Origin of the sequence: Novosphingobium anseongense, assembly GCF_037482895.1 — a bacterium.
GTDB lineage: Bacteria > Pseudomonadota > Alphaproteobacteria > Sphingomonadales > Sphingomonadaceae > Novosphingobium > Novosphingobium anseongense.
In genome coordinates this window covers 319941-346380 of sequence record NZ_JBBHJZ010000003.1, presented here as the reverse complement: position 1 = coordinate 346380, position 26440 = coordinate 319941, and the positions used below count along the sequence as shown (strand labels likewise).

Annotated in this window: 22 protein-coding genes; 12 read left to right on the top strand and 10 right to left on the bottom strand. The window is 65.1% G+C overall.

Translation table 11 applies throughout. The annotated features are described in order from the left end of the window. Genes WG901_RS15645 through WG901_RS15635 form a run of 3 tightly spaced genes read right to left on the bottom strand, consistent with a single transcriptional unit; the run spans position 1 to position 4496 of the window. Positions 1-1203: a spinster family MFS transporter gene (locus WG901_RS15645; RefSeq protein ID WP_339588425.1), complete on the bottom strand. Its 1203-nt coding sequence runs from the start codon at positions 1201-1203 to the stop codon at positions 1-3. Between the two features lie 57 nt (positions 1204-1260). After that, positions 1261-2133: an alpha/beta fold hydrolase gene (locus WG901_RS15640; RefSeq protein ID WP_339588026.1), complete on the bottom strand. Its 873-nt coding sequence runs from the start codon at positions 2131-2133 to the stop codon at positions 1261-1263. 2 nt (positions 2134-2135) lie between these two features. After that, a complete protein-coding gene (locus tag WG901_RS15635) occupies positions 2136-4496 on the bottom strand; it encodes a TonB-dependent receptor (protein WP_417603247.1) in 2361 nt (786 codons plus the stop codon). Positions 4497-4611: 115 nt separating this feature from the next. Between WG901_RS15635 and WG901_RS15630 the strand changes: the two genes are divergently transcribed. Further along, positions 4612-5238 carry a TetR/AcrR family transcriptional regulator gene (locus WG901_RS15630; protein ID WP_339588024.1) on the top strand — a complete coding sequence of 209 codons (627 nt, stop codon included), beginning with the start codon at positions 4612-4614 and terminating at the stop codon, positions 5236-5238. Positions 5239-5446: 208 nt separating this feature from the next. Here the strand turns inward: WG901_RS15630 and WG901_RS15625 are convergent, their stop codons facing one another. Together WG901_RS15625 and WG901_RS15620 are read right to left on the bottom strand one after the other, a co-directional pair. Then, entirely contained in the window at positions 5447-6889 is a 1443-nt protein-coding gene (locus tag WG901_RS15625; protein WP_417603244.1) for an aromatic ring-hydroxylating oxygenase subunit alpha, read from the bottom strand. A gap of 236 nt (positions 6890-7125) precedes the next feature. Further along, positions 7126-8970, bottom strand: coding sequence for a flavin-containing monooxygenase (locus WG901_RS15620; protein WP_339588023.1), 1845 nt, complete (start codon positions 8968-8970; stop codon positions 7126-7128). Positions 8971-9223: 253 nt separating this feature from the next. Between WG901_RS15620 and WG901_RS15615 the strand changes: the two genes are divergently transcribed. Continuing rightward, positions 9224-9574, top strand: coding sequence for a hypothetical protein (locus tag WG901_RS15615; protein WP_339588022.1), 351 nt, complete (start codon positions 9224-9226; stop codon positions 9572-9574). Positions 9575-9625: 51 nt separating this feature from the next. Here the strand turns inward: WG901_RS15615 and WG901_RS15610 are convergent, their stop codons facing one another. After that, positions 9626-10534 carry an SMP-30/gluconolactonase/LRE family protein gene (locus WG901_RS15610; RefSeq protein ID WP_339588021.1) on the bottom strand — a complete coding sequence of 303 codons (909 nt, stop codon included), beginning with the start codon at positions 10532-10534 and terminating at the stop codon, positions 9626-9628. A gap of 182 nt (positions 10535-10716) precedes the next feature. On the opposite strand from WG901_RS15610, the gene WG901_RS15605 reads away from it, so the two are divergent. From WG901_RS15605 to WG901_RS15590, 4 genes are read left to right on the top strand one after another with little or no spacing between them, the layout of a single operon-like run. Next, positions 10717-12027: an NtaA/DmoA family FMN-dependent monooxygenase gene (locus tag WG901_RS15605; protein WP_339588020.1), complete on the top strand. Its 1311-nt coding sequence runs from the start codon at positions 10717-10719 to the stop codon at positions 12025-12027. A gap of 2 nt (positions 12028-12029) precedes the next feature. Then, on the top strand, positions 12030-12986 hold the full coding sequence (locus WG901_RS15600) for a hydroxyacid dehydrogenase (RefSeq protein WP_339588423.1): 957 nt from the start codon (positions 12030-12032) through the stop codon (positions 12984-12986). Continuing rightward, complete coding sequence (locus WG901_RS15595; protein WP_339588019.1) at positions 12983-13705, top strand: 4-carboxy-4-hydroxy-2-oxoadipate aldolase/oxaloacetate decarboxylase; 723 nt, start codon at positions 12983-12985, stop codon at positions 13703-13705. Before WG901_RS15600 ends, WG901_RS15595 begins: the two co-directional genes overlap by 4 nt. Before the next feature lie 23 nt (positions 13706-13728). Next, entirely contained in the window at positions 13729-14880 is a 1152-nt protein-coding gene (locus tag WG901_RS15590) for an alpha-hydroxy acid oxidase (protein WP_339588018.1), read from the top strand. Here the strand turns inward: WG901_RS15590 and WG901_RS15585 are convergent. Next, the gene (locus WG901_RS15585) at positions 14877-15587 is read right to left on the bottom strand and encodes a Crp/Fnr family transcriptional regulator (RefSeq protein ID WP_339588017.1); all 711 of its coding nucleotides are present in this window, start codon (positions 15585-15587) and stop codon (positions 14877-14879) included. The two genes, WG901_RS15590 and WG901_RS15585, sit on opposite strands and share 4 nt — an antisense overlap. A gap of 360 nt (positions 15588-15947) precedes the next feature. Here WG901_RS15585 and WG901_RS15580 point away from each other — a divergent pair, with 360 nt between their 5' ends. Then, entirely contained in the window at positions 15948-16265 is a 318-nt protein-coding gene (locus WG901_RS15580) for a response regulator (protein ID WP_339588016.1), read from the top strand. On the opposite strand, the gene WG901_RS15575 is transcribed toward WG901_RS15580, so the two are convergent. Beyond that, positions 16262-17284 (bottom strand): DNA topoisomerase IB, encoded by a 1023-nt coding sequence (locus WG901_RS15575; protein WP_339588015.1) that lies wholly within the window; start codon positions 17282-17284, stop codon positions 16262-16264. The genes WG901_RS15580 and WG901_RS15575 overlap by 4 nt on opposite strands. 75 nt (positions 17285-17359) lie before the next feature. Between WG901_RS15575 and WG901_RS15570 the strand changes: the two genes are divergently transcribed. The 5 genes from WG901_RS15570 to WG901_RS15550 all read left to right on the top strand — a co-directional run bounded on the left by WG901_RS15570 (position 17360) and on the right by WG901_RS15550 (position 22633). Next, positions 17360-18598, top strand: a complete 1239-nt coding sequence (locus WG901_RS15570) for a putative DNA modification/repair radical SAM protein (protein ID WP_339588014.1) — start codon at positions 17360-17362, stop codon at positions 18596-18598. A gap of 49 nt (positions 18599-18647) precedes the next feature. Further along, positions 18648-19130 (top strand): hemerythrin domain-containing protein, encoded by a 483-nt coding sequence (locus WG901_RS15565; RefSeq protein WP_339588013.1) that lies wholly within the window; start codon positions 18648-18650, stop codon positions 19128-19130. Beyond that, the gene (locus WG901_RS15560; RefSeq protein WP_339588012.1) at positions 19114-20523 is read left to right on the top strand and encodes a UdgX family uracil-DNA binding protein; all 1410 of its coding nucleotides are present in this window, start codon (positions 19114-19116) and stop codon (positions 20521-20523) included. Before WG901_RS15565 ends, WG901_RS15560 begins: the two co-directional genes overlap by 17 nt. 103 nt (positions 20524-20626) lie before the next feature. After that, positions 20627-21091: a pyridoxamine 5'-phosphate oxidase family protein gene (locus WG901_RS15555; RefSeq protein ID WP_339588011.1), complete on the top strand. Its 465-nt coding sequence runs from the start codon at positions 20627-20629 to the stop codon at positions 21089-21091. A gap of 21 nt (positions 21092-21112) precedes the next feature. Then, a complete protein-coding gene (locus WG901_RS15550; protein ID WP_339588010.1) occupies positions 21113-22633 on the top strand; it encodes a PAS domain-containing protein in 1521 nt (506 codons plus the stop codon). A gap of 4 nt (positions 22634-22637) precedes the next feature. On the opposite strand, the gene WG901_RS15545 is transcribed toward WG901_RS15550, so the two are convergent. Both WG901_RS15545 and WG901_RS15540 read right to left on the bottom strand, forming a co-directional pair. Next, a complete protein-coding gene (locus WG901_RS15545) occupies positions 22638-23978 on the bottom strand; it encodes a glycoside hydrolase family 130 protein (protein WP_339588009.1) in 1341 nt (446 codons plus the stop codon). Further along, positions 23959-26172: a glycosyltransferase family 4 protein gene (locus WG901_RS15540; protein ID WP_339588008.1), complete on the bottom strand. Its 2214-nt coding sequence runs from the start codon at positions 26170-26172 to the stop codon at positions 23959-23961. Before WG901_RS15540 ends, WG901_RS15545 begins: the two co-directional genes overlap by 20 nt. Positions 26173-26440 lie beyond the last annotated feature (268 nt).

The window sequence follows — 26440 nt, the reverse complement described above, 5'->3', positions numbered from 1 at the left end:
CTAGGCGCAATCCCGGCGCAAACGCGGTCCGGCGAGCGTCATCAGCACGGCCGAAACCAGGTAGAGCCCCAGCGAATAGAGCATCGAATAGCGCAACGCGTCCTGACCGTAGGTCGGGGTCAGCGCCTCGGACAGCGCGCCGAGCGCGAAGATGCCGCCGCCCAGGCCGATCAGGTTGTTGATCAGCAGGAACAGCGCGGAAGCCGTCGATCGCTGCGCTGGCGGCACGAGCATTTGGACCGCAGAGAGCACCGGACCGAGCCAGACATAGGCCATGGCCTGCGGCACAAGGAACAGCACGAAGGCCAGCCGGGCATCGGAACTGTAGATGCCCGCGGCGAACAGCGGCACGCCGATGACGAAGGCCACCGCGGGGAGATAGGCGAGGAAAGCGCGGTCGCCGCTGCCCAGGCGATCGCCGAGCCAGCCGCCGAGCAGCATGCCGGCGACACCGCCGAGCAGGAGCATTGCGCCGATGAAGTGCGAGACCTCGACCAGGCTCAGGCCGAAGCTGCGCTGAAGCAGGCTGGGGAGCCAGAAGGCGATGCCATAGCCGAGCATCGAGCTCGTCGCGGCGCCGAACGAGAGCAGCCAGAACGAGGGCTTGCGCGCGAGCGTGCCGGCGATGACGCGGAAACGCGGCGCCGGTTCGGCATCGGTCAGCGCGGGCTTGGGCACGTCGCGGACCGTGAGCTTGAACAAAGGCGCCACCAGAATACCCGCCAGACCGACCGCGACGAAGGCGGCGCGCCAGTCGACCATCGCCGCGATGTAGCCGCCGGCGAGCACGCCCGCCGCCGAGCCGAGCGGAATGCCCAGCGAATAGACCGACAGCGCGAAAGCGCGGCGGTGCGCGGGAAAGTAGTCGGCGATCAGCGCATAGGACGGCGCGACCCCACCCGCCTCGCCGATGCCCACGCCGAGCCGCGCGAGGAAGATGTGCCAGAACCCTTGGGCAAAGCCGCAAAGCGCGGTGAAGCCGCTCCACAGCGCCAGCGACACGGTGATCACCCAGGACCGGCTCGTGCGATCGGCGAGCCAGGCCAGCGGCACGCCGAGCGTCGAATAGAGCAGCGCGAAGGCGAGCCCGCCGAGCAGCCCCATCTGGCCGTCGGACAAGTGGAGATCGCGCTGGATCGAACCGGCGAGGATCGCGAGGATCTGGCGATCGACGAAGTTGAACACGTAGACGAGCAACAGCATCGCCAAAACGACGTTCGGGCGCGCCGGCAGGGTCGCGGAGGGCGTGGTTTGCGACACCTAGCCCAGGTGCTCTTCGAGGAAACGCGTGATCGCCGCGAGCGCCGCGGGCTCGTCGAGCATCGGCGCGTGCCCGCGCTTCGGTACCGACACCGCCGCGAAAGGCCCGGCATGGCGATCGTCCATCTCGGCGACGGTCTCGGCCGAGAGCAGGTCGGACAGCGCGCCGCGGATCACGAGCACGGGCAAGGCCGCGAGCATGTCCCACAAGGGCCAGAGATCGGGTGGCACGGTCGCGGGGTTATCGCCCTTCACGCTCGCGGCAATGGCGGGGTCATAGGCGAGGCGGAGCCGGCCTTCGGGCGTCTCTGCGCAGGTGCGCCGCGCGAAAACGAGCCAGTCGGCCTCGGCGAAATCCGGGAAGGCCGCGCCGTTGATCGCGGCGCAGCGCGCGGCGGCTTCAGCCCAGCCGGCAGCATCGCCGGTGGGCCCGACATAGCCTTGGATCCGCGCAAGCCCGGCCGCTTCGATCCGCGGCCCGACGTCATTGAGTACCATCGCCGGCACACGAGCCGGTTGGGTCGCCGCCATGATCATCGCCATGAGGCCGCCCATCGAGGTGCCGATCAGCCCGGCACTCGCAATGCCGAGATCGTCGAGCAGCGCGAACATGTCGGCCGCGTAGACATCGGGCCGATAGTTGTCGGGATCGGGATCGTAGGCCGATATCCCGCGGCCGCGCTGGTCAGGAACGACCAGCCGGTAGCGTCCCGCCAGATGCGCAGCGAGCGGCTCGAAGTCGGCGCTGTTGCGCGTCAGGCCGTGCATCAGCAACAGGGCCGGCCCCTCGCCCTCGTAGACTCGGGCATAGAGCTCGAGCCGGCCGCAGGCGCTGCGATAGCGGTGCGGGTGGAAAGGTGCCGGCGCGGTCATCTTCAGAAGTTCAGCGTGCCGGTGACGAAGACCTGGCGCGGATTGCCGTAGAAGGCCGTCAGCGTCCCCTCGGTGCCCAGCGCCGGCAGCGGCAGGCCATTGGCGCCGTTGGTGATAACGCCGGTCCGCGGATCGGCCACCACGAAGGTGTAGCCCGAGGTCTTGTACCGCTTGTTCGTCAGGTTCTTGCCGAACACGCCCAGGCTCCAGCGCTTTTCGGGCGCGGTATAGACGATGCTCGCGTCCCACAGCGTGAAGCCGGGCTGGTCGATATAGGGATTGGGGATCTCGAACTGATAGGTCTTGCTGCGATAGGAAACCGTCGTGCCGAGCGAGAGTTCACCCTCGCCGATCGGCGCCGAATAGCCGAGCGTGCCGCTGGCGGTCCATTTCGGTGTGTTCTGCACGCGGCGGAAGGCGGCGACGTCGGTCGGCGTCGGCACGCCGGCCACGGTTATGTTGGTGATATAACGCTTGAACTGAGCGTCGACGTAGCCGAGCGTCGCACCCAGGGTCAGTCGATCTCCGGCCGTCGCGAGATCCTGGCCGAGGCGAGCGCGGCCCTCGAATTCGATGCCCTGGAAGCGCGCCTTGCCGGCGTTGGAGGTGACGCCGCAGAAACTCGGCAGACCGCTGACCGTACAGGCAACCGATCCCGGAATCTGGACGTCGGTGTAGTCGGCATAGAAGCCGGCCAGGGCGATGTTGATCGCCCCGTCGGCCAGGCTGCCCTTGTAGCCGACCTCGTAGCTGTCGACCTTCTCCGGGCGGAAGCTGAGAAAGGCCGCGACCTCGTCGTTGGTCGGGCGGCCAGGGATCGCGGCGGGCGCATTGGCGCCGACCCCGCGCGGATCGAAGCCACCGCCCTTGAAACCCTGCGAGAAGCTTGCGTAGAGCGTGTGATCCTGTGTCGGCTTGAAGCTGATCGAGGCGCGCGGCGTGAATTTCTTGAACTCGCGTTCACCGCGGAAATTCGTGCTCGGCGCGCCGAAGGCCGTCCCCGCGCCGCCGAAGACCGGCGAGCCCCCACCGAGATAGTTCTGGCGCAGGATCTGCGCCGTGCGCTTGTCCCAGGTGTAGCGACCGCCGAGCGAGATGCTGAACTGCTCGGAGAAATCGTAGGTGAAATCGCCGAACAGGGCATAAGTCTCGGTATCGACGTCCGCCTCGGTGAAGGCGGTGAGTCCGGCCAAGGTGTTGAAGATGCGCACGTCGAACAGCGTGTCGGCGGTCGCGGTCAGATAGTAGAAGCCGAGCAAGCCCTTCAGTTTGTCGCTGTCGTAAAGCAGTTGAACTTCCTGGCTGAACTGCTCGTTGCGATAGAAACCGGGCACGTCGACGTCGACGGCGGGCAGCGCATCGAAGTCGATCGGCGTGGCCGAATCGTCCTTGCGCCAGGCACTGATCGATCGCAGCGTCAGATTGTCGCTGAGTTCGGCGGTGGCGTTCATCGCCAGACCGTAAGCCTCGATGTCCTGTTTGGGATCGTTGAGGCCGCCGCGCGTGTCGAACACGTTGGCCAGCACCGGGGCATTGGTGCGCAGCGACGGGATCAGGCGGTGACCGCCACGCGGGTTGCTCTTGTCCTTGGTATAGTCGCCCGAGATGCGGATGAGCACGGGCTCGCCATAGCCGCCGATCTCGAGCGTGCCGCGCGCGGCCCAGACGTCCTTGTTGTAGTTCTCGAGGCCGTTGGTCAGATTGCGGCCGAAGCCGCCGCGCGAGAGCCGCGCGCCCGATGCACCGACGCGGATCAGGTCGCTGATCGGGGCGCTGGCGGTGACGATCACGTCGGCCTGGTCATAGGTGCCGTAAGTGCCTTTGATCCGGAGCGAAGCATCCTGCGGGAGCGCGCGCGTCACGTATTTGACCGCGCCGCCGATCGTGTTGCGGCCATAGAGCGTGCCCTGCGGCCCGCGCAGCACCTCGATGCGATCGACATCGTAGATGTCCAGCACCGCCGCCTGCGGGCGGTTGAGATAGACGTCGTCGAGATAGAGACCGACGCCCTGCTCGAAGCCCGAGACCGGATCCTGCTGGCCGACACCGCGGATGAAGGCGCTGAGCGTGGAGTTCGAGCCGCGCGAAACCTCGATCGTGGTGTTGGGCGTGGTCTGGCCGATGTCGGTGATGTCGATCGCGCCGCTCTTCGCCAGCGCCTCGCTGCTGAAGGCCGTGACTGCGATCGGCACGTCGACCAGGCGCTCCTCGCGCCGGCGGGCCGTCACGACGATCGCGTCGCCGCTGTCCTGAACCTCGGTCGCAGCCTCGGCCTGCGCCTGGGCCGCGACGGGCACGAGACCACCCGCGATCACGGTCAACACCACAACGGAACCCGCGCTGCTTTTCAGCCAGCTCGACATGCGCATCGATTATCCTCCCCGGATTTGTTTCCAGTTTCGGAAAGCATATTGAGAGTTGAACCAACTTTCAATATTGAGTTTGCCTCATGCGCGGTTAGCGTCTAGCTGTCACCTTATGAGCACACCAGAAACCCCCGCAGACGGAGCTTCCGGCAAGACGCCGCGCACCGAACGGGGGCGCCGCACGCTGCGCAAACTGCTCGACGCGGCGGCGATCGAATTCGGCGAGAAGGGGTTTCACGAAGCTTCGGTCACGGGCATCACCGGCCGGGCGGGCACTGCGCTCGGCACATTCTACACCTATTTCGACAGCAAGGATGAACTCTTCCGCGCGCTGGTGAACGATCTCAGCGACCGCGTTCGGACCACCGTCGGTCAGGCGCTTGGCCCGCCGCTGGCGCCGTTCGATACGGAGGAGGTCGCGCTGACCGCCTTCCTGCGCTTCGCCCGCGAGCACAAGGAGGTCTATCGCATCATCGACGAAGCCGAATTCGTCGATCCGGGCAGCTATCGCAACCACTACGAATCGACTGCGGCACGCATTCTCGATCGCCTCAAGCGCGGCGAGGATAGCGGCGCCTTCCGCGGTGGCCTCGAAGAGGCGCATGCCTGGGCGATCATGGGAATGAACGTGTTCCTCGGCCTTCGATACAGCATCTGGTCGGAGGACGATTCCGCCGAAGAGGTCGCGGCGATCGCCCGGACCTTCCTCGAACGCGGCATCGGAAAAGGCGTGGCCTGAACCCGCAGAAATGCGCCGATAACGGTCAAAACGCGCGCCTCAGAGAGGCACGCGTTAGAACTTTCTCGATATTTTGGCGTTACTTATACTGCGCGGGCTCGACTCCAAGGCTGCAGTCGAGTCCGCCACCCCCACGGTTTGCGCGCACATTCGTTTGACGCCGCGGGGGCCGAAGGACAGGCGCTGCGCGCAGCGCCTGTCCTGCCGCTCAGTTCTTGTGAACCAGCGTCACCGCGCCGCGGCCTTCCATCCAGTCGGCCAGGTTGCGGTGGAGGTTGATCACCTTCTGCTCCTGGTGCGGGTTGGGCAGTGGGCCGCGGAAGCCGCTCGACTTCATGCCCTTCTGGACGAATTCCATGTTCGAAAAGTCCTGCGCCAGGACCGAACCCCAGTTCTCGCCCGTCGCCTCGGCATAGGTCCACTCGGTCTCGGGCGCTTCGCCTTCGGGAAAGCGCTCGAGCGCGTAGCTCTCGAACACGCACTGGTTGGGATCGTCGCCATAGGGGCGAACGCGATAGCAGAGCGCGAAGGTTTCACCGTGGAGGATGTTCTGGTTGGGCCAGAGCCCCCAGGCGAGCCCCCCCTCGGCCTTGATCTCGGGCGGGACCTCGGGCCAGATCACGCCGCGCGCCGCGTCATCGGCCTTGGCCGACTTGATCCAGTGCGCGATGCATTCTTGCGCCGTCGCGGTCTCGGGCAGTTCGTCCTTGAGGCGGCTCGCGGCCTTGACCAGCGTCTCGGTCGAGGCCGAGAAGTTCACCGTCTCGTAGTTTTCCTTGATCAGTTCGTAAGTCGAGACGCGCGGATCGTCGCCCTTGCCGGCGCGGGTCGTGCCGGCGCTTTCGGCCATCTTGAACTTGCTCTCGCGCGTGTCGTAGCTCGACACCGAATGCAGCCCGTACTGCTTCGACAGCGCGTAGTAATCGCCATAGGCGAGCAACTGGGTATGCGTGCCGGCGACGTGGTAGGGCTCGAGGAAGGCCTCGATCGCGGTCTTCCAGTTGCACGGATAGATCGCCCACTGGCGCCACTTGTAATGCATGCCGGCCAGATCGAAGTGGTCGAGGATCTCTCCGGCGCGGCCCATCCATTCCTTCAACGAAATGCTGTCGGGATCCATGTTGATGTAGATGAAGCCGCCCCAGGTATCGACCTTGATCTCGGACAGGCAGGTCATCTCCTTGGTCAGGCCGCCCTCGCCCCAGTCCTGCGGATCGAGGATGTAGGTGTTCTGGCCGTCGAGATCGAAGGTCCAGCCGTGGAAGCCGCAGACGAAGCTCTTGCGGTTGTTGCCGCGCACGTCGTGGACGTGGTCCTTGTGGACGCTGTGCGGATTGGGGATCATGTCGGGCACCGAGACGAGCTGGCGGCCGCGGTGCGGGCAGACGTTGTGGAAAGCCTTGAGGCTGCCGTCGTCCTTGCGCAGGACGATCACCGATTCCTCGGCGACGTTGTAGGTCATCCAGTCACCGGGATTGGGCAGGTCGGTCTCGCGCTCCACCATCTGCCAGATCTTGGGCCATAGCAGCGTCTTCTCCGCCTCGAGATAGTCCTTCGAGAGGAACGCCTCGGTCGGATAGGTGACCATTACCTCGCGATCCATGATCTCTGGCTTGATGTTTTCGGGCTCGATCTTCGACAGCTCGTTCACGATTTTCTCCACTTCCAACCCCGGCCGCAGGGCTTTGGCGCCTCGCGTTCCGCATCACAAACGTGCCTGCCGTCCTATCGCAGATCGCCCGTCGAGGAAACCGACGAGCGGCCGGGCGGTAGCACGGCAGCCCCGGTGAAACGCCTCTAGCTCAATAAGAATGAACAGTCATTCTTTTTTTAACGAGCCCGGTGACGTCGAGGACGCCGCCGGCGACGGCGGCGTCCCCAGCCCGATCAGTCGGCCAAAACCCTGCTGCGCACACTGAGCCCTTCGAGATCGCCTTGGTCGCGCCAGGCCTGGAGCATCGCCTGGAAATCGTGCCAGCCCGGGCCCCACTGGCGGAACAGCGCCCACTTGGGCTTGGCCTCGCCCTCGTTGTTGAAATAGCTCGGCGTGCATTCGAGCGCGAAGGCCGAATTATCGGGCTCCATCGATTCGAACCGCGCGACATAGGCATCCTGCGCCTCCCGGGTGGTCTCGACCACGTCGGCGCCGCGCGCCAGGGCGGTGGCGACGATATGGGCGATGTGTTCGCCCTGGCGGCCGATCATCTCGGTCACGCTCGAATTCAGACCGCCCTGGATGTAGCCCATGAAGAACTGGTTCGGGAAACCGCTGGTCATCGTGCCGTGCAGGGTCAGCGGGCCGTCGCGCCAGTGATCGTAGAGCGACTGGCCGTTCTGCCCCGCGATCACCGGGATGCCCCAGCGACGCTCGAGATCGCTGGTCACCTCGAAGCCCGAGGCGAAGATCATGCAGTCGACTTCGATCTCCTCCCCGTTGTGGAGGAAGCCCTTCTCGGTCATCGCCTCGAGTCCCTGGGTGGCCGAGACGTCGATCAGCTTGACGTTGGGCTGGTTGAACGCGGGATAGTATTCGTCGTTCGACAGCGGCCGCTTGCAGAGGAAGCGGAACCAGGGCTTTAGTGCCTCGGCCGTATCCTTGTCGGTCACGATCGATTCCACGCGCTGGCGCATGCGCTCCATCACGCGGTAGTCCATCACCTCGCGGCGGGCCATGAACTCCTCGAGGCTGAGTTCGGGATAGCCCTCGGCATCGAGCTCGGCCTGCATGTTGCGCGCGATCTCGGTCCAGATGTCGCAGATCAGGTCGGGCTCGCCAGGCGCGAAGAACTCCATCGCCGCGCGGTGGAAATTGTCCTGGCGCGCGCGCTGCCAGCCGGGTTCGAGCGAGGCGGCCCATTCCTGGTCGGTCAGCGGATTCGAACGCTCGTCGATGTTCGAGGGCGTGCGCTGGATGACGTAGAGCTGCTTGGCGTACTTCGCGAGGTAGGGCACCGCCTGGACCGCGGTCGCGCCCGTGCCGAGGATGGCGACGCGCTTGTCCTTGAGCTTGTCGAGCACGGGCGCTGCGTGGCTGCCGCCAGTGTAGTCGTAGTCCCATCGCGCGGTGTGGAACATCTTGCCCTTGAAGCTGTCGATGCCCTTGATCCCGGGCAGCTTGGGCATGTTGAGCACGCCGCAGGCCATGACCACGAAGCGCGGAAGGAACTCGTCGCCGCGGTTGGTGCCCACGCGCCAGCGGCCGATCGCATCGTCCCACTTGAGCGAGGTGATCAGCGTGTGGAACACGCCCTTGTCGGCGAAGCCGAAAGTCTCGGCAATGCGCTTGCAGTGGGCATAGATCTCTGCGCCGTCGGAGAACTTCTTCGAGGGCATCCAGCCGGTCTCTTCGAGCAGCGGCAGATAGCAATAGGCGTCGTTGTCGCACTGGATGCCCGGATAGCGGTTCCAGTACCAGACGCCGCCGAAGTCACCGGCATGGTCGATGTTGCGAAAGTTCGTCACGCCCTGCTGGGTCAGGTGATAGGCCGCAAGCAGCCCCGAGAAGCCGCCGCCGAGGATCAGCACGTCGAGTTCGTCGAACATCGGCTCGCGCGGTTCGATGTCGCGGTGCGGGTCGGTGGCGTAGAGATCCTGCATCTCGCCCGAGACCTTGACGTATTGCTCCTGCCCGCGGGTCTGCATGCGCTTGTCGCGCTCGGCCGCATACTTTTCACGGAGCGCAGGGATGTCGAGCGTGGCGGCGTCAGGGACGTTGGTTTTCAGACAGGTCATGTTCGCTCCCATTGATTGGCTCGCGAACGGCATATCTTATAATCAACAGTGATGTCTATTATAAATATTGTATCCATATCGACCCTTGTCGCCGCGCGGCCGCCACATTCGGCATCGCGTCAAGCCGAGTACGGACCGGAACCGATCCATCGCGCGGCGACGGGCCGCGACTTCGGGCAGAAATTGTCGCGGCCTCGGCGCATGCGGCGGCCGCTGCTGTCCCGCAGGCATCACGCAAGACAGGGGAACCAGCATGACGATCAACTTTGCGCCCGAGGCCGTCCAGGCAGCCGCTAGCCCGGAAGAAGCGGCGCTTGTCTTCAAGGAGGCCGTGGCTCGTGGCATGGCCAAGGTCATGTCCGATGCGCTCGCGAAGGCGCTGGCGACGCGCTCGTTCGAAGGCAATCCGCGCCTCGCGGGCTGGCAGACCTTCGTTCAGGGATTCCACGCCGATCTGGCTTGGGCGAAACCCGCGCTCGAGAGCGTTCGCGCCCTGACGCAGATCGCCACCTATTCGCCCCTCGACATGGCCGCGGTCGGCGACGACGCCTCTGCGCAACTGCTGGGTATCGAGGTGGGCGTCAGCATCCGCGCCACCTTCTGATCTTCGCGGCGTGCTTTCGGACACCTCCGGAGGCACGCCGCCCCAATGTGGTCAGAGCAAACGGCGCCCCGCCACCGGCACCTCGGCCTTGAGCACGGTCCCGCTCGACGATTCCGTGAAGTAGATCGTGCGGTTGCCGGGTCCGCCATAGGCGAGGTTCGTGGTCATCCGGCCCTTGGGCGACTTGATCCGCAAGGTCGGCTCGCCCCAGGCGTCGAACAGCCAGACCGAGCCCATGCCGACGTGGCAGACGGCCAGGCCGTCGTTCTCGTCGATCGTGATGCCGTCTGGGCCGTGGCCGCCCGAGAGCTGGATGAACAGACCGACCTTGCCCGTCGAGCCATCGGCGTTGAAGTTGATCTTCCAGATCGCATTGGCGCGCGTGACCGCGAGATAGAGCGCGTTTTCGGCCTTGTTGAGAACGAGGCCGTTGGGGCTCGGAATCTTGTCGAGCACGAGGTCGAGCTTACCCGTCGCGGCGCGCAGGCAATAGACCCGGCCGTAGGCGTCGGCGAGGCTCGATTGCGCCTGGTCGGTGAAATAGACGTCGCCATTCCGGGCGACGCAGAGGTCGTTGCAGCCGCGGAACGGTTCGAGCAGGCGGCGTGTCAGATAAGGCTCGACCGTACCCTTGGCCGCATCGAACTTCATCAGGCCGTTCTTGAGATCGGCGATCAGCGCCGTGCCGTCGGCGAGGAACTTGAGCCCGTTGGGATAGCCGTCGTACTCGGCTCCGACCGAAACCGTGCCGTCCTGTGCGATCTTGAGAACGCGCCCCCAGGGAATATCGGTGACCCAGAGATCGCCAGCGGCATCGAAGCACGGTCCCTCCAGGAAGGTCGGCGTGGCATTGCCATGCACCTGGACCGAGGCCCAGTCCGACTTTCGGCTTCCATAGCTGAGCGCCTCGGGGATTTCGGCAAAAACCTCGGCGTCGACGCTCGGGGAAATAGGATACATTTTTACCTCTCCTGTCACAAAAGGGATGCACACGGCCTTGCTGCAGCCTATAGGCACCATCAGTGATTCTTGTCGCATACGGCGCTTATTATGAGTTGCCCGGCGGTGGAAGAGCTTTCAAGCCCCGGCTAGAACCGGGCACGGATCGGATACGTTCGGCCACTCGGGCGAGAGGACAGGCAATGGGCAAATACATTCATCTGGTCAGTTTCCAGATCAATTCCCCGATCAACCACACCGTACTGTCCTGGGCGCACCCAGACGACAATCGACTCAAGGCACTGGGCGACATGAGCCTGTGGATCGACATGGCCAGGACGCTCGAGCGCGGCCTGTTCGACGCGATCTTCTTCGCCGACACGCCGGGCGTGTTCGACCGCTACGAGGATCGGATGGACGACGCGATCCGCTATGGCGTCTGCTGGCCGACGATGGACCCGGTGACCCTGCTCGGCGCGATCGCCGGAGCGACCACACAGCTCGGCCTTGCCGCCACGGTCTCCACTGGACCGCATCATCCCTATTCGGTGGTCCGCCAGCTCTCGACGCTCGACTACATGAGCGGTGGCCGCGTCGGCTGGAATATCGTCACCGGCCACCTGCGCGGCGAGCACCGCGCCTATGGCCTGACCGAACTGCCGCACGACGAACGCTACGACCGTGCCGAAGAGTATATGGAGATCTGCTACGCGCTGTGGAACAGCGTGGGCGAAGGCGCGGTGATCGCCGACAAGGCCAGCGGCGTCTTCGCCGATCCGAGCAAGGTCGCGAAGATCGCCCACCAGGGCAAATACTTCAATTGCAACACCGTTGCGCCCGCCCTGCCCTCGCCTCAGGGCCGCCCCGTGTTGTTCCAGGCCGGCTCGTCGGGCCGCGGCCAGGCCTTCGCGATGAAGCACGCCGATGTGGTTTTTGCGATCCAGCCGAACATTCCCGGCATGAAGAAGTTCATGACCGACTTCAATGCCACCGCCGCCTCGCTCGGCCGCCAGCCGGCGCCGGGCGTCACTTTCGGCATTCAGCCAGTGATCGCGGGGACCGAGGAAGAGGCCAGGAAGAAGCTGAACGACATCGTCGAGCGCATCCCCCTGGAGGGCGCGATCGCGCGGCTTTCGGGCACGATGGGCGTCGACTTCAGCGGCATGGAGCTCGACCAGCCGCTGGCCGAGATGCAGACGCAGGGCTCGCAGGGACTGATGAAGGCCTTCTCGAACATCGTCGGCGAGAAGCCGCTGACCCTGCGCGATGTCGCGATCCGCTGGGGTCTCGCCGTGGGCATGCCGCAGTTCGTCGGCAGCCCCGAACAGGTCGCCGATCAGATCGAGACGATCTGGCGCGAAACGGGTTGCCACGGCTTCAACGTCACCCCCAACATCATGCCCGTGTCGGTCGACGACTTCGTCAACGAGGTCGTGCCGATCCTGCAGAAGCGCGGCGTCTATCCGACCGAATACCTCGGCAAGACGCTGCGCGAGAAGCTGGAGCTGGCGTGACCATGTCGGGAGAAATCGTCTACATCCTCGATCCGATCCATCCTGCGGGCACCGAGGCCATCAGCGCCAAGCACGATGTCATCACCCCGGAACAGGGTGTGACGGATCCGCGCATCGAGGACACCAGCTTCATCGTCATTCGCACGACCGTGCTGCCCGAGGGGCTGATCGCGCGAATGCCCAGGCTCAAGGCGATCGTGAAGCACGGCGCGGGGGTCGACAACATCCCGATCCCGTTCGCGAGCCAGCGCGGCGTCCTCGTCTGCAACACGCCGGGCGGCAACAATTCGACCGCCGTCGCCGAAGGCGCGGTGACCCTGATGCTCGCCGTGCTGCGCCGCGTGCGCGAGATGGACGCGGTCGTGCGCGAGGATCGCTGGAACGAGCGCTGGAAGACGCGGCTGGGGGACCTGACCGAAGCCCGCGTCGGCCTGATCGGCTTCGGCCGGATCGCGCGCTTCACCGCGAAGATTTGCGGCGCCGGCTTCGGCGCCGAGCTCGGCGTCTACGACCCGATGCTCTCGGCCGAGGACGTCACCTCGGCTGGCGCCGCACCGATGGCCCTCGACGAACTGCTGGCCTGGGCCGACGTCATTTCGATCCACGTGCCGCTAACCGATGGCACGCGCAACCTGATCGGCGCCGACCAGCTCGCGAAGATGAAGCCCGGCGCGGTAATCGTGAACACCAGCCGAGGCGGCATCATCGACGAGTCCGCACTCGCCGATGCGCTCAAGGCCGGCACGATCGGCGGCGCGGGGATCGACGTGTTCGAAGCCGAGCCGCCGCCGGCCGATCATCCGCTGTTCGCGCTCGACAACATCGTACTCGGCCCGCATGTCGCCGGCGTGACCGAGGCGAGCATGAAGCACATGGCGCTGCATTGCGCGCAAGTAATCGAAACGATCCTGAGCGGCGAGCGCCCTGCGACGCTGCTGAATCCGGAGGCCCTCTCGTGAAGCCGCAAAAGTCCGTCATTTATCGCCAGATACCCCGCCCGGATCCGGCACTGCTCGCGCGCGCAGCCGAATTTGGCGTCGCCGATCTCCACGGCGCGCTGGGCCTCGTTGCGGGTCGGATGAGCCTGATGAGTCCGGCCATGAACCCGATCGCACCCGGCCAGAAGCTCTGCGGCCCCGCAATCACGGCGTGGAACTTCCCCGGCGACAACCTCGCGATCCACATCGCGCTCGACACCGCCCAGGTCGGCGACGTGCTGGTCTTCACCAACGGCGGCGGTCACCAGGGCGCGCTCTGGGGCGACGTCGCCTGCGGCTTCGCGGTCAAGAAGGGCGTCGCCGGCGCCGTGGTTCACGGCGCCTGCCGCGACACCGATGCGATCCGCGACCTGGGCTTCCCCGTCTGGTCGACCCACGTCTCGGTCGAACAGCCCGAAAAGCGCGGCCCCGCCGCGGTCAACGTGCCCGTGGTGGCGGACGGCGTGCTGGTCGAGCCGGGCGATATCGTCTGTGGCGATGCCGACGGCGTCGTCGTGATCCCGCTGGCGCTGCTGGCCGCGACCGTGGCCGGCGCAGAGGCGCGCGCCGCCAACGAGGTCAAGATTCGCGCGCGCATCGCCGCGGGCGAGCTGCCACTCGACATCCTGGGCATCCGCAATACGATCGAGACGCTCGGCATCGAGCAGATCGAAGGCACCTGGCAGGACGGCCAGGGCTGATCGCGACCGAGGGGGATGACAGCGTGAAGCCGGCCTACAACATCTGGGACCTGCGCGATCAGGCCAAGCGCAATCTCCCCAAGGCGATCTGGGAGTTCATCGAGCGCGGCACCGAGGACGACATCCTCACCGCGCACAACAACGCTGCGCTGCGCGCGATCAAGTTCGATCCGCGCACCCTGCGCGACGTCTCGACACGCGACCTGTCGATCGAGCTGTTCGGCAAGAAACGCCCCTCGCCGCTGATCATTGCGCCGACGGGCATCGCCGATCTTGCCTGCTTCCGCGGAGAGAGCGCGATAGCCGGCGCGGCCGCGGCGGCGGGCCTGCCGTTCAGTCTCGCGACCAGTTCGACGACGAGCGTTCAGACGATCGCCGACATCACCCGGTCGGGCGCCGGCTTCTGGCAGCAGATGTACCTCTGGGAACGCCGTGACCTGTCATGGCAGGTGGTCGACCGCGCGGCGCAGCTCGGCGCCGAGGCACTGATCATCACGGTCGACACGCCGATCTGGCCGAACCGCGAATTCAACAAGCGCAACGGCATGGCCAATCCGATCAAGGCCAATCCGCTGCTCGCCTGGTCGATCATGCAGAAGCCCGGCTGGATGACCACCGTGCTCGGTCGTTACATGTTGAACGGCGGCCTGCCCAAGTTCGCCAACTATCCTGCGGAAGTCGCCGCCAGCGGCGGGCGCGTGACCAATTCGCCGTCGGTGAGCTGGGACGACGTGGCCGAACTCAAGCGCCGCTTCCCCGGCAAGCTGCTGCTCAAAGGCATGCTCAATGTCGACGATGTCATCGCGGCAGCCGATCACGGGGTCGATGGCGTGATCGTCTCGAACCACGGCGGCCGCACCTTCGACGCCTCGCCCGCCTCGATCGAGGTGCTCGCCGGAATCGTCGATGCCGTCGGCACCCGCATGACCGTGATCTTCGACAGCGGCGTGCGCCGTGGCAGCGACGTGCTCAAGGCCATGGCGATCGGCGCGCATGCGGTGATGATCGGCCGGGCGACGCTCTACGGCGCGGGCGCGGGCGGCCAGGCCGGCGCCGCGCGCGCGATCGAAATCCTCAAGGAAGAGATCAGCACCGCCATGGCCATGGTCGGGGTGACCAACCTTGGCGAACTCGACCGCAGCTTCCTGCGGCGCCAGACCGTACCCGGCCTCTAACCCTCGGGATATACGCCAGCCAGCACGGCTTCGAAGTGCTCCTTGACCAGTTCGTTGCACTGGCAGGCACGCGCGCGCAAGGCCTCTGGCTGGAGCACTTTGAGGCCGCCTCGACGCGTCTGGATGATGGCATCGGCCTTGAACCGCTGCACGACGCGGCTGGCATAGGATCGCCCGATGCCCATCATCGCCGCGAGCTGTTCCTGAGTCATCGTGATCTCGGACTCGCCGGTGCGTTCCATCGCCGCGCTCAGCCACTTGGCCGCGCGCTGCTCGATCGTGTGCGTGGCGTTGCAGGCAACCGCCTGGAAGACCTGCGCCATCATGCAATCGGCATAGCGCGCGAAGAGCTGGCGGATCTGCGGCGACTGCTCCTTGAGCTGCGCGAGATCGGACGAGGCGATGCGATAGAAGCTGCCCTCGTGCATCACGCAGGACCTCGCATAGCTGGGCACCCGTCCCTGGCTGACGATGCCGCCGAGCGCACCTTCGCGCCCGACCATCGTCGTTTCGACGACTTCGCCGTTTTCCATAGTCACGAGAAACACCGCGAGCGCCGCATCGCGCGGAAAATAGGCGTGACGCACGACTTCACCGGGCTCGTAAATCGATTCGCCTGCAGAAAGCTGAACCTCGGTAACGAACGGTTTGAGCAGGGCGCGATCCTTTTGCCGCAATGCACCCAGCAGATTGCTGCCCTCCAGCATCCCCTAACCTCTTCACGCCAAACTAAAACCCCATCTCGGGCGAACGGCACAGCCAAGGAAAAGTTCCAGAAAATGCACACAAGTGGACAGACAGCGCATAACTATGTGCTATGGTGAACATAGGCAAAGGTGCCACCCGAGCGGGGGCGCCATAGGCCTGCGGGCATCCTGATCGCCGCAAAATGTCGCACGCCCAGGGTGTGATTGGTTCGCCAGCGGGGTATCCACCGCCGATCGCACGAATCGCGCTTTCTGCCGCATTGTGAACTTTTCTTGCGGTCTAAGATGAGAAATATAGATCGATCGGGTACGGGACAGATGACAGAAATTCCGCGGACGGCGCTCGTCGTCGAAGATAACATGATCATCGCCATGGAGGCCGAGGAAATCCTGCGCGACCTCGGCTATGAAGATTGTCATGTCTGCGGCTCGGTTCGAAGTGCGCTCAAACTGATCGCCGACCATCCGATTACTTTCGCGCTACTCGATATCGATTTGGGCAGCGAGACCAGCGAGGAAATCGCAACGACGCTTCTGTCCCGCGGAACGCCGTTTATCTTCGCGAGTGGCTATAACGAATTTCCGGAACTCGCCAAGGATCTGGTCGAGGTGCCGGTGGTGACCAAGCCCTATACCGCGAGCGACGTTGCCGGCGTGATCCGGAAGCTCGGCCTCTAACTCGCCGTCAGCGCGGCCATCGCGCGCGGGCTTTCCAGAAAATCGAGCAATCCACGCTCGACCCGGCTCAACCACTGCGTCTTGCGCGGCAGCTGCGGGGGCAGCTCGGCAATCGGCGCCTCGCCCTTGGCCGCAGCGGTAACGGCCGGGTGGATGTAGGACTTGCGTACGATCGCCGGCGTGTTGCCCAGCCGTTCGGACACCGCGGCAAGCATGGTCTTGAGCGGAACGTCGAGCTCTTCCACCAGCATTCCGAACGCCAGAGCCGAGGCCGTCCAGGTGCGGAAGTTCCGCGCTGTGAACTCCTCACCCATCGTTTCGCGCAGGTAGTCGTTGACCTCGGCGCTATCGACCGGAACCGCGCTGCCGTCTTCGGGATCGACATATTGGAACAGGTGCTGCCCCGGCAGGTCCTGCATCTTGCGTACGCAGCGTACCAGCGCAGCGTCGGTGCAGGCGATCTCCTGCTGCTTGCCCGACTTGCCGCGGAAACGCAGCCGCAGCAGCCGGCCCTCGATTCGGGCATGGCGATTGCGCAAGGTCGTAGCGCCGTAGCTCTTGTTCTCGCGCACGTAACACTCGTTGCCAACGCGGATCATGCCCGTGTCGAGCAAGGCGAGGACCGAGGCAACGGCGCGGTCGCGCGTCAGGCCGCGGATCGCCAGATCCTCTGCCACCCGCGCGCGCAACCTGGGCAAAGCCCGCCCGAAAGGCGCGCAAAGCTCGAACTTGCGCGCCTCGCGCTCCTGCCGATAGTCCGCGTGATAGCGATACTGCTTGCGCCCGCGCGCATCGAATCCCGTCGCCTGCAAATGGGCATTCGGCTTGGGCGCATACCAGGCATCCCGATAGGCTGGCGGCAGCGCGATCCGGTTGAGCCGCGCCACCTCATCGGGATCGTTGATGCGCTCACCCAGCGGATCGAAATACACCCACTTCCCGCGCAGCAGGCGTCGGGTGATGCCCGGCGCGCTGTCATCGACGAAGGTCAGGCGCGGTCGCGAAACTCTGTCCAGCATGAGGCTGCAACGCATGAACGAGGAAAGAGTTGTCAGCCGCTGGACAAAAGGCCGACAGGAACATATGAAGAACCAATGGCCCATATGTCTTTGAAACAGAAGCTGGAAGTTCTGGCCGACGCGGCCAAGTACGATGCTTCCTGCGCCTCCTCCGGCACGGCCAAACGCGATTCGCGCGGCGGTGGTATCGGTTCGACCGAAGGCATGGGCATCTGCCACGCCTATGCACCCGACGGTCGCTGCATCTCGCTGCTCAAGATCCTGCTGACCAACGTCTGCGTGTTCGATTGCCACTATTGCATCAATCGCAAGAGCTCGAACGTTCGCCGCGCGCGCTTTACCGTCGAAGAGGTCGTCCAGCTTACGCTCGGCTTCTACCGACGCAACTATATCGAGGGGCTGTTCCTGTCCTCGGGCATCATCAAATCGTCCGACTACACGATGGAGCAGATCGTCGAAGTGGCGAGGCTGCTGCGCGAGGAGCACCAGTTCCACGGTTATATCCACCTCAAGACGATCCCCGACGCCGATCCCGCGCTGATCGAGGCCGCGGGTCGCTATGCCGATCGCATCTCGATCAATGTCGAATTGCCGACCGTGGCCGGGCTCAAGCGGCTCGCACCCGAGAAGTCGGCGACGCGGATCAGCACGGCCATGGCGGGGATGAAATCGGCAATCGTCGATGCGCACGATGCCAGCCGACGGTACAAGTCGGCGCCGCGTTACGCGCCCGCCGGCCAGTCCACGCAAATGATCGTCGGCGCCGATGCCGCGACGGACAGCCAGATCATCACCAGCGCCTCGGGACTCTACGACAGCTTCGGCATGCGCCGCGTTTACTATTCGGCCTTCTCGCCGATCCCCGACGCCAGCGCCGTGCTGCCGCTCAAGCGCCCGCCGCTGCTGCGCGAGCATCGGCTCTACCAGTCCGACTGGCTGATGCGGTTTTACGGCTTTCGCGCCGAGGAGGTGGGCGCCGCGACCGAGGGCGGCATGCTACCGCTCGACATCGATCCCAAGCTTGCCTGGGCGCTCAAGTTCCGCGACAGCTTCCCGGTCGACGTCAATCGCGCCGACAAGGAACGCCTGCTGCGCGTCCCCGGGCTCGGCACCAAGGCGGTCAAGACGATCCTGTCGGCCCGGCGTCACCGCCAGTTGCGGCTCGAGGACGTCGGTCGGCTGACGCAGTCGATTGCCAAGGTCCGGCCTTTCATCACGGCCGCAGACTGGCGCCCCGTTGCGCTGGTCGACCGCGCCGACCTGCGCACGCGGCTCGCGCCGCCCGCCGAGCAGCTCGAACTTTTCGCCGCCTGATCCGTTGATCCCAGCAAAGCTCGCATGAGCCAAGTTCAGGAGAAAAGTCATGGCCGAAGCCCGTATCTTTGCCGATCTCAAGAAAGACCACGATCGCCAGCGCAAGTTGCTCGAGGATCTGGGCGAGACCCAGGGTGCGAGCGACGACCGCAAGACGCTGTTCGAGACGCTGCGCCAGGAGCTGCAGGCGCATGCCGCGGCGGAGGAGGAGTCGCTCTACGCGACGATGCTCGGTCTGCCCGACCTGCGCGAGGATGCACGCCATTCGGTCAGCGAACACAAGGAGGTCGACGACATGCTCGGCGAACTCGTCGAGATGGACATGAGCTCGAGCGGCTGGCTCGTGAAGTTCAAGGAGATGCGCCACCGCTATCTCCACCACATCGACGAGGAAGAGGAAGAGATGTTTCCCTCCGCGGCCAAGGGCCTGACCAAGGAGGCCGAGGACCGCATCGCCAAGGTGTTCGAGACGCGCAAGCCACGCGAGCTCGAGCGCGCTGCCGCAGAAATGCCCGGTGACGCCCGCGAGTAAACCCGCTCCCGCCAGCCGTGCGCGTTTCCTGACCGTGCGGCTGGCGGCCGAGGATGATTTCGACGGCTGGCGCGATGCCGCGCGCCGCCTTGCCGGCGCGGATGTGTCGCCCGATGTGGTGATATGGCAGGTCGGCGAACATGTCGGAGAGCTTTTCGCCGATGCTCTCCCCCTGCCCCCGCCGCCCGTCAGCGAGTTGCGCGTTTCGCGGGCTTTCGTAGAGCTGGCACGAGCCGCCGCGCTCCACCGCGATCCCGAGCGCTTCGCGCTGCTCTATCGCCTGCTCGTGCGGCTGAGCGCCAAGCCGGGGCTGATCGAGGATCACGCCGATCCGCTCGTCCGCCGGATCGAGATGCTGGCCAAGGCCGTGCGCCGTGACATTCACAAGATGCGCGCCTTCGTGCGCTTTCGCGAGCTGGACGGCGCCTTCGTCGCTTGGTTCGAGCCCGAGCATCACATCGTCCGCGCCAATGTCGGCTTCTTCGTCCGCCGCTTCGCGGCGATGCGCTGGTCGATCCTGACGCCCGATGTCTCGCTGCACTGGGACGGAGCGAACCTGCAGGAAGGACCCGGCGCCGATCGTTCGCAGGCTCCCGACGGCGACGTCCTCGAAGAGGTGTGGAAGGCCTACTATGCGTCGATCTTCAATCCGGCGCGTCTCAAGGTTGGCACCATGCTCAAGGAAATGCCGCGCAAGTATTGGAAGAACATGCCCGAGGCAGAGCTTATCGCGCCGCTGATCGCCGGTGCCCAGGCGCGCGAGGCGACCATGACCGCGCAGGTCGTGGCCGAGCCTGAGCGCGCAATCACCCTGTCCGGCCTGCGCGAGGAGGCCCAGGCCTGCCGTCGCTGTCCGTTGTACCAAGACGCAACGCAATGCGTGTTCGGCGAAGGACCCAGCGATGCGCGGATCATGATCGTCGGCGAGCAACCCGGCGACGAGGAGGACAGACAGGGTCATCCCTTCGTGGGTCCTGCCGGCCAAGTGCTGGAACGCGCCATGGCCGAGGCGGAAATCGATCGAGGAAGGATCTGGCTGACCAATGCGGTCAAGCATTTCAAATTCGTCCAGCGCGGCAAGCGGCGTATCCACCAGTCGCCCACCGCGGGCGAGATCACGGCCTGCAAGTGGTGGCTCGATCAGGAGATCAGCCTGCTGCGCCCCAAGGCCACGGTCATGCTCGGCGCCAGCGCGATCCGCGGCGTGACCGGCAAAGCGGGCGCGGTCGGCGCTCTGCGCGAGCAGGCGCTGCCGTTGGCACACGGCCTGGGGATCGCCTCCTACCATCCGTCCTACATCCTGCGGCAGCCCGATCGCGAGGCGGCCGATCAAGCCTATGCCGCGCTCGTCACCGATCTGCGCCGGGCCGTGTCGGAAGCTGGTTCAGACTGAGACCTCTCGCGGAAATACGGCGAATTGCCGGAACGAGCCCACGGTCCCCGCGTTGATCCTGCACAAACGCCCGAGGCGTCCCCAAAAAAGCAGGAGAGATCCGATGAAAAAGGAACTGCGCGAGGAATTCTGGCACGCGTTCGAAAAGAGCCCGTTCATCATGCTGCGGCTCGAAGACAACGGCGGCCATGCCGAACCGATGACCGCCCAGTTGGACAAGGAAGCGATCCATACGATCTGGTTCTTCACCTCGAAGGACAATCGCATCGCCGTTGGCGGCCGCGCCATGGGGCAGTTCTCGGCCAAGGGCCACGATGTCTTCGCCTGTCTCGCAGGCACGCTCGTCGAGGAGACCGACCAGGCGCGGATCGACAAGCACTGGTCGAAGGAGGTTGAAGCCTGGTTCCCCGAGGGTCGTAACGATCCCAATCTCAAGATGCTGCGCTATGAAATCGACGACGCCGAGGTCTGGACCGTCGAACTCGGCCTGTTCGGCACGTTCAAGATGCTGACGGGACAAGAGGTCAAGTCGAGCGAGCTGGGCCAGCACGCCACCGGCCTGGTCTGAGGAGTAAAGGGGTAGCGAGACGTGAGTGAAAACTGGGCGACCGCGGGGGCCGAAGCTCGGCGGTTGGCCATCCTCCGCTCCTACCCCGTCGATCGCGCGGGGATATCCGAGCAACTCGATAGGCTGGCGGCGCTTGCCGCCAAACTTTGCGACACGCCGATCGGCCTCGTCAGCCTCGTCGAGGCCGATCGCCAGCGTTTCGTCGGCCGCAGCGGCATGGAACTGACCGAGACCGCGCGCGAGCATGCCTTCTGTGATCTCGGCCGCTTGGCCGATTTTGGCATGGTCGTGCCCGACGCCCGTGAGGACGCTCGCTTCAACGGCAATCCGTTGGTGACGGGTGCGCCGGGCATTCGGCTGTACGCAAGCCAGCCGCTGCGCTCGCTCGAAGGCGCGCCGCTCGGCACCCTTTGCGTGATAGATACTCGACCGCGGCCAGATCTGTCGCAAGACCAGATCGAAGCGCTGCGCACGCTGGCCGACGCCGCGATGGGACTGCTCGAGCGCTGGCGACTCGATGGTCGCCGAAAAACCGAAGCCGCGCGTTCTAAGACGACGCTCTATGACCTCGAGCAGCGCTTCCAGATCCTGGCGGATGTCATGCCGCAGATGGTCTGGTCGAGTCTTTCCAGCGGCCGCTCCGACTATTTCAACCGCCTGTGGTGCGACTATACCGGGGCGCCCGTCGAGAGGAGTCTGGGCGACGGCTGGATGCGGTTCCTCCACCCAGACGACGTGGACCAGGTCAGCGCCACCTGGCAGGAGGCCGTGCGCAGCGGCGGCAGCTATGACCTCGAATATCGCCTGCGCCGCGCCGACGGCGTCTATCACTGGATGCTCGTGCGCGGCATGCCGATGCGTGACGAGGAGGGTACGGTCTACCGCTGGCTAGGCACCTGCACCGACATTCACGACCAGAAGCTGGCCGCCGATCAGCACGCCCTGCTGACGCGCGAACTCAGCCACCGGATCAAGAACATCTTCGCGGTGATCAGCGGCCTGATCACGCTGTCGCTGCGCCGCAATCCGACCTTCGAGGCAGTCGGCGGCGATCTTCAGAAGCGCGTGCTCGCCCTGGGCCGCGCGCACGATTTCGTGCGGCCGCATAGCGAGCAATCGCGATCGGCGCATTCGCACAACAGCCTGTTCGGGATGCTCGAAAGCCTGCTGGGCGCCTATCAGGCGGCCCCGGGAGAGCGTGTGACGGTGTTCGGCGACGACGTGCGCATCGACGATCGTTCGGCGACGCCGCTGGCACTGTTCTTCCACGAACTGGCGACCAACGCCGCCAAATACGGCGCACTGGCGGCAAGTGACGGCCACGTCACGATCACCGTCGCACCCGATGGCGAGGACCACGTCGTGCTCGTCTGGGACGAGGCCGGCGGCCCGGCGGTCGCCCCCCATCCGGCCTCTGGCTTCGGTTCGCATCTGATCGATATGAGCATCACGCGTCAGCTGGGCGGCACCCTGCGACACGACTGGCGCGACGAGGGTCTGCGCGTCGAGGCGCGCGTTCCCAAGACGATGATGGCGCGCTGATGCCTCACCCCAGCGAGGCGATCAGTTCCTCGATCCCGACCGTCGCGAAGCCGATCGCGCTGTCCGAGATGCCGTAAGGCATGAACAGCGTCTCGCCGACCTTCATCGCGCCGCAGGTGTAGACGACATTGGGCACGTAGCCCTCGCGGTCGCTGTCCTTGGGCGAGAGGATCGGCTTCTCGCTGCGCGCGAGCACTTTCGACGGAATGTGCCGGTCGAGCAGCAGCGCGCCGATCGAATACTTGCGCATCGCGCCAACGCCATGGGTCAGCACCAGCCAGCCGTGATCGGTCAGGATCGGGCTGCCGCAATTGCCGATCTGGATGAATTCCCAGGGAAACTTCGGCTCGAGCAGCAGCACGCCATCGTCGTCCCAGCGGTCGATCTTGTCGGAAGACAGCAGGTAGAGGTTCTTCCCGTCCTGTCGGCCGATCATGTAGTAGCTGCCACCGAGCTTCTCGGGGAACAGCGCCAGACCCTTGTTGCGTCCGGCCTTGCCTTCGATCGGTCCGAGCGTGAAGTTGCGGAAATCCCGCGTATGGAGAATCTCCGAGCGGATCTCGCGGCCGTTGAAGGCGGTATAGGTGCCGACCCATTCGAAATCGCCGTTGTCATCGACGAACCGGACCAGGCGTAGATCCTCGAGCCCATTGCTCTGCTGCTCGGTGATCGGGAAGATCACCGAGCCCGACAGCGTGGACTCGGGGTGACGACAGATTGCCACTTCGCTTTTCGAATCGATCTGGCTCTTGTCGATCAGCGAGAAGGCCGTCGCGACATTCGGCTGCGGCCAGAGGTCGAACGAACCGTCGGGCTCGACGATACCCTCACGAAAGGCGATCGAACTGATGTGCCCCTCGCCCACCGAACGCAACGACATGACGAAGCGGACCGCGCCGCCAGTCAGTCCCGACTGATCGGGATGCTCGACCACGCTGGGATTCATCAGCGCCGCGGCGGCGTAGGAATATTCGTGGCAGAAATAGGCTCCGATCAGCCGGCGCCGCTCTTCCGACAGGTTCTTCGGCAGGCGTACGGTTTCGGCGACTTCCTTCGCGCGTTCGTCGAACACGCGCTCGGTCTGCCAATGGCGTTCCGAGAAGTCTGACAGGATCGCGCGGTATTCCTCGTGAACCTGTTCATCGCTGAGCGCGAGAATGTCGGACACGAGCCGGCCGGCCCGCGACGAGCTGTGCCCCGAGGCCTGCCAACCCAGGTGGAACGGCCGGATCACGACGCGCGAAGGCGCAGCCATCAGCTTGCGCTCGTGCAGTTTCAGCAGACCACCTCCAGAACCGGGCTCTGGCGTGGTTTCCATCTCGTCCTTAATGGCTCTGAGCCGCATCTTCCCTCCAATCGGGGGCACATCCCAGCAACTGCTCGAAACCATAATAGGCCAATTGGAACGCCAGCAAAGATTCCGCGCCGACATTCTGGTTCGCGCCAAGCGGCGTGACGCCGTCCATGCACGAACCGAGTTGCAGGTCGGCCAGCGGTACGTTGCGATCGTTCTCGCCCAAAAACCAGCGATAAGCCCGGCGCCCGTGTTCGAGCCAAAGCGACGATGCCGGATCGCAGCGCCGTGCCGTCACGCAGGCGTCGATCGCCGCCCAGGCTTCGAGCGGCTGCTGGTCGAATGGCAGGATATCGCCGGTTCGGCCGAAGCTTTCGGACCCGACAGGGCGGAACTGGCCCGAGGCGCCACATTGATTGGCCATGACCCAGCGCAGGCTGTCGAGCCCGGCTTCGATCCAGTCCGGCCGCCCGCTCACCCGTCCGCATTCGATGAGCGCTTGCGACAGGCGCGGATTGTCGTAGCCGATGATAGTCTCGAACCAGGTCCAGTCTGGCCGACGCGTGCCGCAGAGCAGCTTGTCGAGCAGATCGCCGCATCGCTCGACGATCGCGCGGGCCGTACGGTTGCCGGCATCGACTTCGAGCAATGCGGCCGCCCCTAGCGCGGCGAAAGCGATGGCGCGCGGCGCCTCGAACTCGAAGGCGATCTCGGCATGCGAGGCGAAGCCGTGCGCCGCCCAGTTGCGCATGCCGGCCAGGCGCGAGTTCGCCGCGGTATCGCCGAGCGCCCAGATCGTCCGGCCATTGCTATCTTCCGATCCGATGTCTTCGCACCAGGAGCGGTCGTAGTTCATGAAGTTGCGGAAGCGCTTTGCATCCGGGTTCCACGCGTATTGCAGGAACGATGCGAAGGTGCTGGCCCGGCGCAGTTCCTCGCCGGGGCTGCGCCAGGGCACGCGGTTCACCAGCATCAGCGCACGCACGTTGTCGTCGAGACAATAGCCGTGATGACGGTTGGGCACCGCATAGTGCCCGTGCTGGAGCATGCCGGTACCGTCGCAGAGCGCGTCGAAGGCCGCCAGTCCCGGCGCCACGCGCTCGACCGCGGCCGGCACGGCGCGGCCCGGGGCGACGGCGGACTCGAGCATGGCCTTGGCATTGGCGGCGAAATGCCGCCAGATGGTCTGCCGCCCGCGACGATAGGTGCGAAGCTGCAGCGCTTCGAGCTCCGCCGGATGATCGAGCAGCCGCGTGACGGCCTGGGCGATTGCCTCGGAATCGTTGGGCTCGACGAGCATCCCGCCCGTGTCTGACAGCAGTTCTCGTGCGTGGATATAGGGGGTCGAGACGATCGCCCGGCCCAGCGCGACCGCATAGCTCAGCGTCCCGGAGGTCGCCTGCTGAAGGTTGAGATAGGGCGTCATGTAGATGTCGCAGTCCTCGAGCATCGCGACGAGTTCGTCGGCGTCGAGGAAGCGGTTCACCCACTCGATATGATCGCCCACGCCAAGGCTCTTGGCGAGCGCCTCGAGGCTCTGACGATAGGCCTCGCCATGACGGCGCAATTCGTTGGGATGCGAGACGCCGACGATGCGATAGACCACGTCGGGATGGCGCGCGACGATGGCGGGCAAAGCCTCGATCGCGGTTTCGAGCCCTTTGCCCGGCCCCAGCAGACCGAAAGTCATCAGCTTGCGCGGAGTGTGCTTTTCTTCCGCGTGCGAGAGGCGCAACGGCCGATCGGGCGCGCCGTGCTCGATTACACTGACGCGGTCGCTCTGCGCGCCGTAACGCTCGATCAACAGCCGGCGCCCGGTCTGGCACATCACCATGATATGACTTGCGCGCGCCACGAGGCGGCGCGTGATGACGTCCTGCTTCTTCGAAGGCTGGGACAACACCGTGTGGAGGGTCACGATCAGCGGCGCCGCGATCCGCTCGACCAGACCGAGAACATGTTCGCCGCTGTCGCCGCCGAAGATACCGAACTCATGCTGAAGCCATACCGCATCGACCCCATTTTCGTTCATGCGGCGCGCGGCTTCGGCGTAGGAAGCGCGCTCTGAACGCAGGATTTCAGCATGGGCCTGATCGTGGTCGACCGGATCGTCGAGGTCCTGAAGCGCATAGACGTCGAGCCGGGTCTCGGGCTGGAAAATGCCGAGTTGATCGACGATGTCGGTGGTGAAGGTTGCGATACCGCATTTGCGCGGGGCGAAATTGCCCACCAACGCCACGCGCATCGATCGCGCAGACCTATACGAAGCGAGAGCCCTGGGTTCGAGTGAAACGACCGCCAAGGCAGGATCGCAGGCCGGCCGATCGCCATCACTCCCCAGAAGCACGTTCTCCATGATTGACCCTTCTCGATTGCAGACGCACGTCCGCCCGCACGCCGCTGACCATTCAACGACCTGCGTCGGCGAAGGTTTCTTGCACTGCACAATTTTCGGACGAAGCGATGGCGCAGATCGCCGAATGCTCGACCCTGGTGGGGAGCACTCCGGAATG

Excerpts from the sequence above, each read along its gene's own strand:
- WG901_RS15645 (WP_339588425.1), bottom strand. The coding sequence starts at position 1,203 with ATGCTGTTGCTCGTCTACGTGTTCAACTTCGTCGATCGCCAGATCCTC.
- WG901_RS15640 (WP_339588026.1), bottom strand. The coding sequence starts at position 2,133 with ATGACCGCGCCGGCACCTTTCCACCCGCACCGCTATCGCAGCGCCTGC.
- WG901_RS15635 (WP_417603247.1), bottom strand. The coding sequence starts at position 4,496 with ATGTCGAGCTGGCTGAAAAGCAGCGCGGGTTCCGTTGTGGTGTTGACC.
- WG901_RS15630 (WP_339588024.1), top strand. The coding sequence starts at position 4,612 with ATGAGCACACCAGAAACCCCCGCAGACGGAGCTTCCGGCAAGACGCCG.
- WG901_RS15620 (WP_339588023.1), bottom strand. The coding sequence starts at position 8,970 with ATGACCTGTCTGAAAACCAACGTCCCTGACGCCGCCACGCTCGACATC.
- WG901_RS15615 (WP_339588022.1), top strand. The coding sequence starts at position 9,224 with ATGACGATCAACTTTGCGCCCGAGGCCGTCCAGGCAGCCGCTAGCCCG.
- WG901_RS15610 (WP_339588021.1), bottom strand. The coding sequence starts at position 10,534 with ATGTATCCTATTTCCCCGAGCGTCGACGCCGAGGTTTTTGCCGAAATC.
- WG901_RS15605 (WP_339588020.1), top strand. The coding sequence starts at position 10,717 with ATGGGCAAATACATTCATCTGGTCAGTTTCCAGATCAATTCCCCGATC.
- WG901_RS15600 (WP_339588423.1), top strand. The coding sequence starts at position 12,030 with ATGTCGGGAGAAATCGTCTACATCCTCGATCCGATCCATCCTGCGGGC.
- WG901_RS15585 (WP_339588017.1), bottom strand. The coding sequence starts at position 15,587 with ATGCTGGAGGGCAGCAATCTGCTGGGTGCATTGCGGCAAAAGGATCGC.
- WG901_RS15580 (WP_339588016.1), top strand. The coding sequence starts at position 15,948 with ATGATCATCGCCATGGAGGCCGAGGAAATCCTGCGCGACCTCGGCTAT.
- WG901_RS15575 (WP_339588015.1), bottom strand. The coding sequence starts at position 17,284 with ATGCTGGACAGAGTTTCGCGACCGCGCCTGACCTTCGTCGATGACAGC.
- WG901_RS15570 (WP_339588014.1), top strand. The coding sequence starts at position 17,360 with ATGGCCCATATGTCTTTGAAACAGAAGCTGGAAGTTCTGGCCGACGCG.
- WG901_RS15565 (WP_339588013.1), top strand. The coding sequence starts at position 18,648 with ATGGCCGAAGCCCGTATCTTTGCCGATCTCAAGAAAGACCACGATCGC.
- WG901_RS15555 (WP_339588011.1), top strand. The coding sequence starts at position 20,627 with ATGAAAAAGGAACTGCGCGAGGAATTCTGGCACGCGTTCGAAAAGAGC.
- WG901_RS15545 (WP_339588009.1), bottom strand. The coding sequence starts at position 23,978 with ATGCGGCTCAGAGCCATTAAGGACGAGATGGAAACCACGCCAGAGCCC.
- WG901_RS15540 (WP_339588008.1), bottom strand. The coding sequence starts at position 26,172 with ATGCGCGTGGCGTTGGTGGGCAATTTCGCCCCGCGCAAATGCGGTATC.